Genomic DNA, 13,065 nt, shown 5'->3' with positions numbered 1-13,065 from the left:
CCGAGCGGATCGACGAAATTTATGAATACCTCAAAAGCCTCGACCTGCACCATCAGTTCAATCCGGCCTACACCCGCATGGTACCCGCGCACTATGTGGTGAAGCTTCAGGTGGTGGGCTGCCCCGATCCGAACCCCGATTACAGCCGCTACTTTGTGCCCGAGCGGGAAACCCTGCCTGCCGACCTCGATGAAATCGGGCGGGCGTATGTGGGGGCTATGGCCAATGAGTGTCATAAATGGTTGGAGTCCATCGATGAAAAAGAGCCGGTCGGCGTGTTGTTTTCGGGCGGCATCGACAGCGGCTCGGTTTTTCTGGTGCTGTACCACACCATGCTCAGGCTCGGGATGTCGCCGGCGCGGCTCAAAGCCTTCACGCTTTCAGTGGAAGACGGCCCCGATGCCCGGCAGGCACGCTCCTTCCTCAAAGCGCTGAAGCTGGACATGTTCCATGAAGTGCTGGAAGGCAGCCTGGCCGACCTCGACTACAAGGCGGCGATCCGCGTAATTGAGGACTACAAAATGCGGGATGTGGAAGCCGCAACCACAACCCTGGCGCTCTGCAAACTGCTGCGTGAGCGCTACCCCGACTGGAAATACCTGGCCGACGGCGACGGCGGCGACGAAAACCTCAAAGCCTACCCCATCGAAGAAAATCCCGAACTCACCATCCGCAGCGTGCTGGGTAACACCGTGCTGTATCATGAGGGTTGGGGCGTGGATAAAATCAAGCATTCGCTCACCTACAGCGGCGGTCAGAGCCGTGGAGCGGTCCGCACCTGGGCACCGGCACGGCATTTTGGCTTCACCGGCTTCAGCCCGTATGCGCTGCCTGATGTGATACAGGTTTCTGAGGGCATCCCCTTTATCGAGCTCACCAACTGGGAGCACGACCGGCTGTATCAGCTCAAAGGTGAAGTCGTGCGGCGGGGTGTGAAAGCTATAACCGGCATCGACATGCCGGTGAACCCCAAGCGCCGGATGCAGGAAGGCACCGTAGGCAGCGACCGTTTCGCGGATGTTTTCGCCGATAACGAAATGACCTACCGCCTCTACTTTCAGTCGCTCTATGCCAAATAACCGCGAAATTGTTGCGGCACGGCCGGAAAAGGTCAACGGACTCGACCCTTTCCGGCCGTATCATTTTCTGCACGAGCAGGAGCCCGGCCCTGACGGCCGCCTGCGCCGGGTCAACACCGTTTTCCTCACCAACCGGGAGTGCCCGTTTAAGTGCGTGTTCTGCGACCTTTGGAAGCACACCCTCGACGAACCCACGCCTGAAGGGGCCATCCCGGCGCAAATCCGGTACGCGCTGGATCGCTTGCCGGAAGCAGAGGTCCTCAAGCTGTACAACAACGGCAATTTTTTCGACCTCAAAGCCATCCCCCGATCGGACTACCCCGAAATCGCGGCGCTCTGCACCGGCTACGAGCGGGTGATTGCCGAAAATCATCCCAAAATTACAGGTCCGCAAATCGCGCAGTTTCAGGAGCTGCTTGATGCAGAGCTGGAAATAGCGATCGGCATCGAAAGCATTCATCCGGAAGTGCTGCCCCGGCTCAACAAGCAAATCAGCGGGGATGATATTGAGCACGCTGCCCGAAAACTGCGCGAAACCGGCATTTCACTGCGGGGCTTCATCCTGCTAAACCCGCCCTGGCTCACCGATCCGGCGGAAACCCGGCAGTCCTGCCTCGATACCATCCGCTTTGCCTTTGATGCGGGTTTCGAAACCGTGAGCATCATCCCCGTACGTACCGGCAACGGCTACATGGAAAAGCTCGAAGCAGATGGTGCCTACATCCCCCCGGACCTGCACATGCTTGAATCGGTCGTTCGGGAAGCCCTCAGCTGGCAGCGGGGGCGCGTTTTTGCGGACCTGTGGGATGTGCGGCCGTTTTGGCCGGGCAGCAGTGAAAGCTATGAGAAATGGGAGTCAGCCATGAACAAACTGAACCTGCATCAGCTGAATCAGGATTAAAAAAAACTAACTTCACCGCATCTTTTAATTATTTGTTTAAACAAGCTTATAGATACACACCTCTTTTAACAAACAGCTATTTCAGGTTTTAGGATATTGATTGCATTATCAATACACACATATTAAAATACTTTCCTCATCATTTTTTAGTTAGGGAAGATGAGACCTACTGTTCCAACTTTTGCAAAAATGCCGGCTCACGCGGAAATCATAATTGCGGGTGCAGGTTTTGGGGGCACATTACTTGCCCTCATCTTAAAAAAAATGGGTCATGATGTTTGGCTGCTCGAGCGCAGTTCGCATCCGCGCTTTGCCATTGGCGAAAGCTCAACGCCCATCGCCGACATGGTACTGCGCGACCTGGCCAAAACCTACGGCCTGAGCTGGCTTACGCCGCTTTCCCGCTACGGAAGCTGGAAGCAGGCTCACCCGGAGCTGCGTGTTGGTCTGAAGCGCGGTTTCAGCTACTACTTTCATCAGGCCGGGAAGCCCTTCACCGACGACCAAACGCACCGCAACAGCCTGCTTATAGCTGCAAGCAGCAGCGATGAAGCCTCCGACACGCAGTGGTACCGCCCGCATTTCGACGAATTTATCGTACAGCAGGCCGTTGCAGCGGGTGTACCATACTTCGACCGTACGGAAATCGTAAGGGCTGCTCAAAACGGTCCAAACGGCCAGTGGTACCTGAGCCTGAAAAACGGCAAGTCAACGCATGAGATCTCAGCCGGCTTCATCATTGATGCTACGGGATCCGAACAGCTTAGCAGCATGATGGGCGTGAAGCCTTCGGCCTATCGCTTTCAGACCAGCTCCGTGGCTTTTTACTCCCATTTCCGCGGGGTGCCCGAATGGAAAGCGCAGCTGGAACAAAGCGGCATCCCGACAAAAGCCTACCCATTTCACCCCGATCATGCAGCCCTGCATCACCTGCTCGATGAAGGCTGGTTGTGGATGCTTCGTTTCTCCGACGGACTCCTAAGCGCCGGTTTTATGCTCTCCTACGAAGATCAGAAGCAGCTCTGCCGAAGCAGTAATGAAAAACTTTGGCCGTACCTGCTGGGCCGCTACCCCTCTCTGAAAACCCTCTTCGGGGATGCCGTAATTGCTGACCCTCCCGCCGCCATGATCAAAAGCAAACCGCTGCAGCGGCTTACCGCAAGTGCCACCGGGCCCCGCAGTGCCGCACTGCCGCACTCAGCCGGATTTGTGGACCCCATGCACAGCACGGGTATCGCGATTACACTTGCTGCAGTAGAAAAGCTCGCGGCCATTTTCGCTGACACCAAACCCGGCCATCAGCCGGGGCACTACGTACTGGAAAGCTACAGCCTCAGCGTGATGCGCGAAATACAGCTCATCGACCTGCTTGTAGCAGGCTGCTACAAAACCCGGCGGCACCCCGATCTGTTCGAGGCCTGGCTAAGCTGCTACTTCTGCTGTTCCATTAGCTACGAGCAGGCCCGTCTGCGCGGTGAGCGGCCGGCTTCCTTCCTCAACGCCCTCCAGTCTCCGCTCACAGGCATGGTGCGGGCGGCCTGGGATGATTTACTTCGGCTCGAATCAGCCGGCTTCCCCGAAGATGAATCCCGCCGCTTCACCGAAACCATGCGCAATCGCATCAAACCCTGGAACATCGCCGGCCTGCTTACCCCCGGGCAGAAAATGTATGCGCACACGGCGGTGGAGATTACGTGATTTAGAATCGCAAATACACCATTAGATTGGCTCAATTTCCTTTCAACACTTTCCCAAACCGCTCAATTAGCCTATGTCTGGAGAACCGATAAGACTGACCTCGTTTATCCCGGTAAAATCCTTAGTGTTGAACGTCGCAATGTTCATTACCCCATGGGCAATCCCAATGGCAACAATCTCAAAATCATGTATTATTGCGCCTTTGGGACTGTATTTGCGAATTAACTCAGACAAAATCGTTGAAGAAGTTTTGTTCGGATATAGTACCTCCAAATTGTGTGTTATGTCCTCCAAAATATCTGAGGCTATATCAGTATTCAATCCATAACCTGAATTTTTGGTAGCTACAACCATAAACTCAGTAAGATTCTTTGAAGTAGTATATAGTTCATATTTTCCAGCTTCAAGGATATCCCTCGCATCTTGAAAAAATACTGATTTTTGATCAATTGCATAAATCAGTACATTCGTATCAATAAGAACCTTAATCATATGCAAGACTGCGAATATTTTTTCCGTCGAGTTTACCTTTTAAATCAAAAGAGGGTATCGTTTTTTTAACTGTAGATTTAGTCTTTATTTTCTCTATATACAGATACACTTTTTTAGCATCAGCCTCGGATAAAGTGTCAAGCTGATTTTTTATTTTTTCTTTAGTTTCCATACCAGCAAGATGGGTTTAAGTATTATCATTTTGACGAAGTAACCTGAGTATCATAAATCTCAAAGTATAAGTAGAAGGGTTGCGAAAAACTATATGACGATTTTCAAAAATAACTCTCTGAGCCTAAGAAGCAAAGTATAATCATCTTATGGGACTTCAGATTCTCGTTCAGTACCAAGTAAAGGTTCCGGGTTCCGACACCCCGCTTTTAAAACCGCTAAGTGGCACCATTCCTAAATTAGTAAACTTGAAGTTGAATTTTGTCCGCCTCACTCCACCCCAAAAATCAAAACCTCATCATCATAGCGCGCGGCTATCACGCGCAGACTTCCGTCTGAGGTGCGTACCACGCGCAGCTGCCGCAGCTGACCAAACACATCGAAGCCCGTAGCATCGGCGGGGTAAGCCAGCAGCTGATCGCGCTCCGCATCAAAGCGCAGCACCGTGCCCCGCAGCGCGTCGTAGGGACCCTGCTGCGGACGCACCTCGAACAGGTTTCCCCCCAGCAAAATCTCTGAGCGCCCGTCGCCCGTAAGGTCCGCCGCTGCCAGCCCGAACACCGGCCCGAACTGCGCCCGAAGCGGAAGCCGCTCCGCCCGGAAACCCGCCTCCCCTTCGTTTCGGAAAAGCACACTCCCCAGCTCCGCTGCCTCCAGCAAAATGGCCGCATCCAGCTGATCACGGGTAAAAATGTCGGTCACCTGCTGTCCGCCGAAGCTCGCATAATCCGGATACTTCGCCGCCAGTCCCGGCACCTCATCCAGCAGATCGTGCCGCAAAATAAGCGGAAACACCCCATCCGGCTGATTGATAGCCAGAATCTGATTCACAATTCCATCCTGCTCAAAATCGCCCACCCACATCCGCTGCGGGCGCTCCGGCGTGCCGCGCAGCAGGCTGTTGAGGCCGTGATTCCCGCCCACAATATCCAGGCGGCCGTTGCCGGTTACATCCGCCAGCAGCACGCTGTACCAGATGCCAGTGTACGCCTGCAGCCCCAGCTCGCCGCTGATGTCCGTCCAGGCCGCCCCGCGCCGCGCAAACACCCGCGGATGCATGTACTCGCCCACCACTACCAGCTCCGGCCTGCCGTCGCCGGTCACATCTCCGAGGGCCGCATCCGTCACCATGCCGATGGCCGTAAGCCCCGGCATCACATCCGCCGTCACGTCGCGGAACTGCCCGGTGCCGTCGCCCTCAAGCAGGTACGAATCGGCTGGTACGCCTATCGCAAAAGGCCGAAGCCGCGTGCCCACAAACAAATCGGCATGGCCATTGCCCGTAAAATCGGCAGACACGGCCACCGAGCCAGACACCGGCCGCGCGGGCAGCGGCAGCGGCTGACCGCTGTGCACCAGCTCACCGTTACCGCGGTTCAGGTAAAGCCGGTCGAGCAGCGCCGCCGAGGCCGAGCCATGGCTGTTCCCCCCGCTTACCACGTACAAATCCATCAGTCCGTTGCCTGTCGCATCAAAAAACAAACAGGCGATATCTTCGGAGCTTGCATGCGCCGAAAAATCCGTGCCCGAGGCCTCAAAACGCCCGTCGCCCCCCTGCAAAAAAAGCTGCCCGGCCTGATTTCGTGCCCCGCCCGCATACACATCATCCAGCCCGTTGCCGGTCACATCGCCCGTACACATCGCCGGCCCCTCCGTCGAGCGCATCTGATACAGCATCCGGTCCCGCTGAAAATCCGAGTAAGGATGCCGCAGATGCCTGAACGAAAGCCCGGTATTTTCCAGCTTTTCGAATTTTTTGGGGGGAACTTCGTGCGCATCACGGTCAACTATGGCAGGCCCCGGCAGCGGTTCCCCACGGCTTTCTCCTTGCTTTTGGGAGAGCGAAATCCGGGCCGGTACGTCGATATCCTGCATGCGGCTTGTCCGCCCGTCCGGCCAGCGTACTACGAGGGAGTCGATGCGGTTCAGCTCACCCAGCCCCACAAAAAAGCCAGGCTCCACGCTCGACTGAAACCCGCGCTGCAGGAAATGCTCCCGAAACCACTGCTGCCCCCCGCCCCACAGCTGAAGCTGCGCCCCGATGGCCTGCGTGTTGTGCCCCTCCCCTTCGAGATCAATCCGAAGCCAGCTTCGCTCCGGGTGCAGCTCATTCACGCGGTTGCGGTAAATCCGAGACGGCTGATTCACATTGCTGATTACCAGATCGAGGGCGCCGTTACCGTTCAGGTCGGCCCATGCCGCGCCGCTCGAAAAAGTCGGCTCCCCCAGCCCCCATGCCACGGTGATGTCCTCAAAATTAAGGCGGCCGTTGTTGGCAAACATCACATTGCGCACCTTCTGCGAGGGGATCATATCAATCAGCTGCTGAAAATCCACGCCCTCCTGCCGTATCACCGCCCGCATCGTTTCCTGATCAGAAATTTCACCCAGATAATCTACATTAGTGATGTCCTGCACCAGGCCGTTGGTTACCAGAATATCGTTGAAGCCATTGTGGTCGAAATCGGCCAGCAGCACCGCCCAGCTCCAGTCGGTCGCCTCCGTACCGGTAAGCCTGCTCACTTCCTTGTAATGCGTGCCGTTCTGATTCAGATGCAGCACATTCCGCGTAAACTGATGCCCGTAGCCCCATTCCACTTTTTCCCGGTAGCGGTCCCAGTCTTCGAAGAGCGTAACCGTTTTGATACGCTCATCCTTGAACGGCAGCATATCCGACACATAAATATCGGGCCAGCCGTTGTTGTTCAGGTCGGCGATATCGGAGCCCATGGAGGCTGCGCTCATGCTCCGGATCACGCGCTCATCCCCGCCAACTTCGGTAAAGGTGCCGTCGCCGTTGTTCATGTAAATGTAGTCGCGCTCGAAGAAATCGTTGGCCACAAAAATATCCGGCAGGCCGTTCCGGTTCAGGTCCGACACCGCAGCGCTCAGCGCAAAGCCGATGATGCTGCTCAGGATGCCGGCTTCCTCCGTTACATCCCTAAAAAAGCCGCCTTCATTACGAAACAGGCGGTCGCCGCCAGGAAAGTCCCGCTCGTAGCGCTGCAAGTTGCTCAGATCGAAAGAAGAAATGGCCTGATCTTCGTTATTTATCAGAAACATATCGGGCAGGCCGTCGCCGTCATAATCGAAGAAATAGGCCTGAATCCCAAAGCCGGGGTCGTCCAGACCGAATTCCGCCGCGCGCTCGGTAAAAGTTCCGTCGCCATTGTTGATGAACAGCTCATTTGTTGCATCATCGAGCTTGCCCGAGTTGGTCACATAAATATCGAGCAGCCCGTTCCCGTTGATATCAACCAGCGCCGCCGCTGTTGACCACCGCCGGGTTCCGGCAACGCCCGCTTCGTCGGTCACATCCACAAAGCGGTAATCCCCCTGATTAAAATACAGCCGGTTGGGCCCCATATTGCTGATGAAATAGATATCCGGCAAACCGTTTCCGCTGAGATCGCCCACGGCCACCCCTCCGCCGTCATAAAAATTGCGGTAGGTGTAAATATTGAAGTTTGACAAATATTCGAGTCGATTTTCAAAATCAATACCGGTCACTTCCGGCGACAGCCATTCAAAAAGCGGATCAGGGGCAACATCCGGCTCAGCCTGCCGGGAGCAGGCCATAAAAATACACAAGGCTGCTACCTTGAGGAGAAAAGAAACTGAAATAAGGTGTGACTTGGATAGCATAGAAAAGGGAGTAAGGTGTGAGGGTCAACAAACTAAATGGCGACTTTTTTGTGGCGGCTGAACACCCGTTTTGTGCGGTTAAAAGATTTCCATAAATATTCCTGGCACCGTCATACCGTATCATTTTAAAAGTTTTCTGTTTTCAGCATCAAACAAAACTTTCATTTGATGTATAGCTATCTGATTGAGTTTTAACAGACGCTCTTCCTGGGGAATTTGTTCCTGAATAAATACAGCATTCAGGTTTTCCATATTAGCAAGGCAAATCAACTCGTTCATGCTTGCATAATCACGCAAGTTTCCTTTTTTGTCCGGATTTTCTTCCCGCCATTGTCTTGCTGTTTTTCCAAATAGTGCCATATTCAGCACATCCGCTTCAGAGGCATACACGAGGGAAACCTGAGCGGGGCTTAGTACCTTTGGAATGAGATTGTGCTTTATGGCATCTGTGTGGATATGGTAGTTAAGTTTTGCAAGTTCGCGTTTTGCACTCCAGCCCAGCAGCTTTTGTTCTTCTTCTTTCAGACGCTGGAATTCGTTAATCAGATAAATTTGAAATTCGGGGCTGAGCCACATGGCAAAGTGAAAAGCAATGTCTTTATGGGCGTATGTGCCTCCATATCTTCCGGCCTTTACAATTAGCCCGGTGGCACGTGTTCTTTCAGCCCACTGACCAACTGACATAATAAACCGGTTCACACCGGCTTCCTGTTCAATTACCCCGAATTCGGTGTAATTAAAATCGGGGTTATTCAATTGTTCCCAAATGCCCAGATACTCCAGTGTATTTTTGTTGGTAATCCATTTTCCGATCAGACCGCTTCCTTCTTTGAAACCTGCCGTCATGTCGGTGAGCGACATATAGTCAAGCTCATTTTTTTTCATCACAGCAATCGCTGTCCCTTTTACATGGATGCTTTTTTTCTGTGCCATAACCACTTACCCCCCAGCCGTTGTCTCCGGCTTTACGGTGAGATCGCGAAAAACGACCCGAACCAACATATCATCACGGCGCCATACGGAAATCGCGCGATTGCCCCTCACGCTTACCCAGCCGGACCGATTCGCTTCAGGGATATAGAGCCAGTGGAAATCCTGCCCATAAACCTCCGAAAAGTATGCGGCAATATCTACCGCGAGTGAATCCGAAAACCGGTCCTGATTCCACGGTGCCCAGTCGCGATAGTGCAGATCCATCGGAATCCGGTAGATAAGCCCGTCTTCAAAATCCGGAAAAAACTCGATGTAAGCTTCGAAGGGGAGCCAGTCACTGTTTACATACTCCACCTTTGTAAGACCGCTGATGAGTCCCCGGCGGTTCATTTCCCAGCTTGAAGTCTGAAAATCCTGCCGGCTCATTCCGAAATAATATCCAAGAAACAGGCTGTCGTGCCGCTCACCTGACTGAAGCCCTTCCTCCACAAGCGATTCGAAAGTGACAGGCTTTGGTTCTGTGCACGCAGTAAAAGCGATCAGAAAAAAAAGCACACAACTAAAAAGAAAGCTGGTAACAGGTAGTTTTTGCATCAGATTAAGATCGAAATAAAGGTTTATAAATGCTAAGGGTAGGTAGTATCAGTGCGCCGGAAAAGCAGTGGTTTTTCGCCCCATCTTGTGATGAGCAAACCCGGGGCGGAAGTGTCATCACGGGCCGGAAACAGCCTTATCCCGCGGACTTCGCCCCCGGCTTCTACGCCGGCTTTGTGCGCGGGCAGGCTTTGGAGGCAGCCGCAGTCAGGTTCATAAAATAGAATGACCGGGCTAAGGGCATCATATTTCCCGGTTTGTGGCTTCACATCGAACAGGTTTCCGCCGAGCAGCAGTTCAGTACGGCCGCTGCCGGTAAAGTCGCCAGAGGCAATGCCGTAAACGGGACCAAGCTGTGCGGCTGCAGGAAGCGGAACGGCCTCAAAGCCGCTGCCGGTGTTTCGGAACCAGACCGAAGCAAGCATTTCCGCCTTATGGCGCAGCTGCCGGTCGTCGGGGACATCACGGAGTAGGGCCTCGAGATTTGCAGCCGCAAAGGCGGCGTGTGTCGGGTAGCGCTCCCGAAAACCCGGCGCCGCCTGCATGAATTCCGGGCGGAGCACGAGCGGGTAAAAGTTGCCGCCTGCATCCGGCATAGCGATGAGGTGATCGAGCAGTCCGTTGTTGTCGAGGTCCGTAACCACCATCTGCACCGGCCGCTCAGCAGAGGCACGGAACACGCTGTTAAGCCCGTGATTTCCGCCGATAATGTCAGGGCGGCCGTCGCCATCCAAATCTGCAATATAGAGGGATGTCCACCAGCCGGAAGTTTCATAAAGCCCCAGCTCAGCAGTGATTTCCGTGAAGCTGCTGCCGGTATTCTGAAATACACGCACCGGCATCCATTCGCCGGCGACGATCAGCTCGTGCTGCCCGTTTCCGGTGAGGTCAGCCCATTCCGCAGCTGTCACCATGCCGGCGGTGCGCAGCTGCGGCAGCCATGCTTCAGTAACATCCCGAAAGCGGCCATCACCTATATTTTCAAGCAGATAGGATGATGCAGCCATGCCGTAAGCAAAAAGCCGGTAGCGCGTACCCACGAACAAGTCGTTGCGGCCGTTTCCGGTAAAGTCATGAGCCTTTACAACCGAGCCTGATTCAAAGCGCGCTGACGACGGCAGCATTTGGTTAGTCAGCGCAAAATTTCCGGTGCCGTCGTTCAGGTAGAGGCGGTCCCGCAGTGCCGATGAGGTTGCCGAAAAAGAGGCGCCGCCGCTCACCACGTAAAGATCGTCTGCACCATTGCCGGTAGCATCAAAAAAGAGGCAGTCAGTATCCTCCGAGAGCTGATTTTGAGCGAACAGCTCCTGCTGCTCATTCCGAAAGGTGCCGTCGGTCTGCTCCGCAAGCAGGAGCCCGGGCTGATTACGTGCCCCGCCGAGATATACAACCAAGGGGCCATCCGGCGTCAGTTGCCCCGTACATGCGGCAATGCCTTCAGTTGAGCGCATTTTAAACAGCAGCTGCTCCCGCTCAAAATCATTGTAAGAAAACGGCTGATGGGGCTGCTCAAAATCTTCACCTGCTTTCACAGTTTCCCAGGTAGCGGAACCGGCAAGCACTGCCTGACCGGGCATACGGGCTTCGGCGGGTGCGGGCGGGTCGAGGCTGCTGCTATCTGACTGCCGCAACACGATGCGTGCAGGGAGCGTGACATCCCGCAGCCGGCTCGTGCGGCCGTCGGGCCAGCGCAACACAAGGGAATCAGCCCGTACCGCATCACCCGTGCCCACAAACAAACCCGGCTCTACCGACGACTGAAATCCCCGCTGAAGGGTATGCTCGCGGTACCAGTAATCATCCCCCGCATAAACATGCAACTGTGCCCCGAGGGCCTGCGTGTTGGGCGTATCACCCCTTAAATCAATCCGCAAAAACGTACGCTCCGGGTGCAGCTCGCGTACCCTGTTTCGGTAAATCATAGGAGGCCCGTTCACATTACTGACAACCAGATCCAGGGCCCCGTCACCGTTCAGATCGGCCCAGGCTGCGCCGGTCGAAAAGGCCGGGTGATTCAGCCCCCATTCACGACTTACTTCCTCAAAATTCAGATTGCCGGAATTGGAAAACATCATGTTGCTGACCGGCACCGAGCTCATATCGCCGAGCAGATTCAGGATTACATTCTCCTGACCGCTTCTGATCATTTCGCGGATGCGGGCGGGGTTTGCAACAAGTTCGATGTAATCCTGATCGAGCAGGTCGTTGTAAATGCCGTTGGCCACAAAAAGGTCGTTGAAGCCGTTCAGGCTGAAGTCTGCCATGAGCGTTGCCCAGCTCCATTCGGTGGCCTCGGTACCGGTGAAACGTCCGATCTCGGCAAAACGATCGCCGCCAAGATTGAGCTGCAGCGTATTTCGGGTGTATTTATGATGGAAACCGCGCTCCAAATTACGCAGGTATTCTTCCCGGGTTTCGATCGTCATTTTTGAGCGGAGGCGCTCCTGCCCGACCGGCCGCATATCCGTAACATAAATTTCGGGCCATCCGTCGTTGTTGAGGTCGGCAATGTCGGTACCCATTGAACTGTAGCTGATGGAAGGCAGCAGCTGTTCCAGACTCTCCGTGAAGGTACCGTCGCCGTTGTTGAGATAGAGGTAGTCCCGCTCGAAAAAATCGTTAGCTACGTACAGATCCGGCAGCCCGTTCCGGTTGATGTCAGCCGCGACCGCACTCAGGCCAAAGCCGATGGCACTGCTATAAATACCGGCTTCATTCGTAACATCCCGGAAAAAACCGCCCTCGTTGCGGTAAAGCTTAGAAGCCCCAAGCGGATCGGGAACCGAACGTGCTTCTGCTGTTACGCCCGCAAAGCTTTCAAGATTATGGAAGGAATTACTTACGAGATACAGATCGGGAAGGCCGTCGCCGTCGTAGTCAAAAAAAACAGCATGGGTTGAGAGCCCGGTATCGGCTATGCCCCACTCCGCGGCCTGCTCGGTGAAGGTGAGGTCGCCGTTATTGATGTAGAGCCGGTTCGGCCGCTTCTCCCCGCCTTCCGGTCCTGAGCGGGCTACAAAGATATCGAGGAGGCCGTTGCCGTTTACATCGGCAAAACTTACGCCGGTACTCCAGTAGCCGTCGGAAAGCAGCCCAGCCTGTTCGGTTACATCCTCAAACACAAAATCTCCGTGATTGAGGTAAAGACGATTGGAAACCATGTTTCCGGTGAAGAATAAATCAGGCAGCCCGTTGCCGGAAAGATCGCCCGCAGCTACCCCTCCTCCGTTATAAAAATTACGAAAGATGTACATGTTGAAATCTTCGGTAGGAAACAGCTGATTGTCAAAGCGAATGCCAACAGATTCGTTATCCATCTTCTCAAATAAAAAATCCGTCTCCGGAGCGCTTTGGCAGGCGTACCCGAGAAGCAGCAGGAGGCTCAGCAATAAACCGAAAAAACCTGGTCGTGTTTCCTTCATAACCTAAACAAAAAAAACCTTTGCGTAATCAGCATCAAAAGTGATTTCGCAGGATGAATAGTAGATTCAACTTTTAGCCATTATAACAAACCCTTCACAAAAAAGAGAAAGGAAACGCAGTAAAAAACCG

The 13,065-nt window shown here is 54.1% G+C and carries 9 protein-coding genes; 3 read left to right on the top strand and 6 right to left on the bottom strand.

Annotation, left to right across the window (positions count from 1 at the left end; genetic code table 11):
* From LAT75_RS04845 to LAT75_RS04835, 3 genes are all read left to right on the top strand, one after another.
* The coding region (locus tag LAT75_RS04845; RefSeq protein ID WP_291481502.1) for an asparagine synthase-related protein at nt 1–1,079 on the top strand (1,079 nt) is incomplete at its 5' end.
* A complete protein-coding gene (locus LAT75_RS04840) occupies nt 1,069–1,980 on the top strand; it encodes a radical SAM protein (protein ID WP_291481501.1) in 912 nt (303 codons plus the stop codon). The genes LAT75_RS04845 and LAT75_RS04840, both read left to right, overlap by 11 nt.
* A 159-nt stretch (nt 1,981–2,139) precedes the next feature.
* The gene (locus LAT75_RS04835) at nt 2,140–3,678 is read left to right on the top strand and encodes a tryptophan 7-halogenase (protein ID WP_291481500.1); all 1,539 of its coding nucleotides are present in this window, start codon (nt 2,140–2,142) and stop codon (nt 3,676–3,678) included.
* Nucleotides 3,679–3,744: 66 nt separating this feature from the next.
* Here the strand turns inward: LAT75_RS04835 and LAT75_RS04830 are convergent, their stop codons facing one another.
* The 6 genes from LAT75_RS04830 to LAT75_RS04805 form a co-directional block, all read right to left on the bottom strand.
* Entirely contained in the window at nt 3,745–4,170 is a 426-nt protein-coding gene (locus LAT75_RS04830; protein ID WP_291481499.1) for a type II toxin-antitoxin system VapC family toxin, read from the bottom strand.
* Entirely contained in the window at nt 4,163–4,342 is a 180-nt protein-coding gene (locus LAT75_RS04825; RefSeq protein ID WP_291481498.1) for a hypothetical protein, read from the bottom strand. The genes LAT75_RS04830 and LAT75_RS04825 overlap by 8 nt, the downstream gene beginning before the upstream one ends.
* Before the next feature lie 269 nt (nt 4,343–4,611).
* The gene (locus LAT75_RS04820; RefSeq protein WP_291481497.1) at nt 4,612–7,986 is read right to left on the bottom strand and encodes a VCBS repeat-containing protein; all 3,375 of its coding nucleotides are present in this window, start codon (nt 7,984–7,986) and stop codon (nt 4,612–4,614) included.
* Nucleotides 7,987–8,106: 120 nt separating this feature from the next.
* Complete coding sequence (locus tag LAT75_RS04815) at nt 8,107–8,919, bottom strand: KilA-N domain-containing protein (protein WP_291481496.1); 813 nt, start codon at nt 8,917–8,919, stop codon at nt 8,107–8,109.
* A 6-nt stretch (nt 8,920–8,925) separates the two neighbouring features.
* Complete coding sequence (locus LAT75_RS04810) at nt 8,926–9,513, bottom strand: hypothetical protein (protein WP_291481495.1); 588 nt, start codon at nt 9,511–9,513, stop codon at nt 8,926–8,928.
* 32 nt (nt 9,514–9,545) lie between these two features.
* Nucleotides 9,546–12,830 (bottom strand): VCBS repeat-containing protein, encoded by a 3,285-nt coding sequence (locus LAT75_RS04805; protein WP_291481494.1) that lies wholly within the window; start codon nt 12,828–12,830, stop codon nt 9,546–9,548.
* Nucleotides 12,831–13,065 lie beyond the last annotated feature (235 nt).

It is taken from the genome of Cyclonatronum sp. (assembly GCF_022565315.1).
Lineage (GTDB): Bacteria > Bacteroidota > Rhodothermia > Balneolales > Cyclonatronaceae > Cyclonatronum.
This window is presented reverse-complemented; position numbering and strand designations above follow the sequence as displayed.

Excerpts from the sequence above, each read along its gene's own strand:
- LAT75_RS04840 (WP_291481501.1), top strand. The coding sequence starts at position 1,069 with ATGCCAAATAACCGCGAAATTGTTGCGGCACGGCCGGAAAAGGTCAAC.
- LAT75_RS04835 (WP_291481500.1), top strand. The coding sequence starts at position 2,140 with ATGAGACCTACTGTTCCAACTTTTGCAAAAATGCCGGCTCACGCGGAA.
- LAT75_RS04830 (WP_291481499.1), bottom strand. The coding sequence starts at position 4,170 with ATGATTAAGGTTCTTATTGATACGAATGTACTGATTTATGCAATTGAT.
- LAT75_RS04825 (WP_291481498.1), bottom strand. The coding sequence starts at position 4,342 with ATGGAAACTAAAGAAAAAATAAAAAATCAGCTTGACACTTTATCCGAG.
- LAT75_RS04820 (WP_291481497.1), bottom strand. The coding sequence starts at position 7,986 with ATGCTATCCAAGTCACACCTTATTTCAGTTTCTTTTCTCCTCAAGGTA.
- LAT75_RS04815 (WP_291481496.1), bottom strand. The coding sequence starts at position 8,919 with ATGGCACAGAAAAAAAGCATCCATGTAAAAGGGACAGCGATTGCTGTG.
- LAT75_RS04810 (WP_291481495.1), bottom strand. The coding sequence starts at position 9,513 with ATGCAAAAACTACCTGTTACCAGCTTTCTTTTTAGTTGTGTGCTTTTT.
- LAT75_RS04805 (WP_291481494.1), bottom strand. The coding sequence starts at position 12,830 with ATGGATAACGAATCTGTTGGCATTCGCTTTGACAATCAGCTGTTTCCT.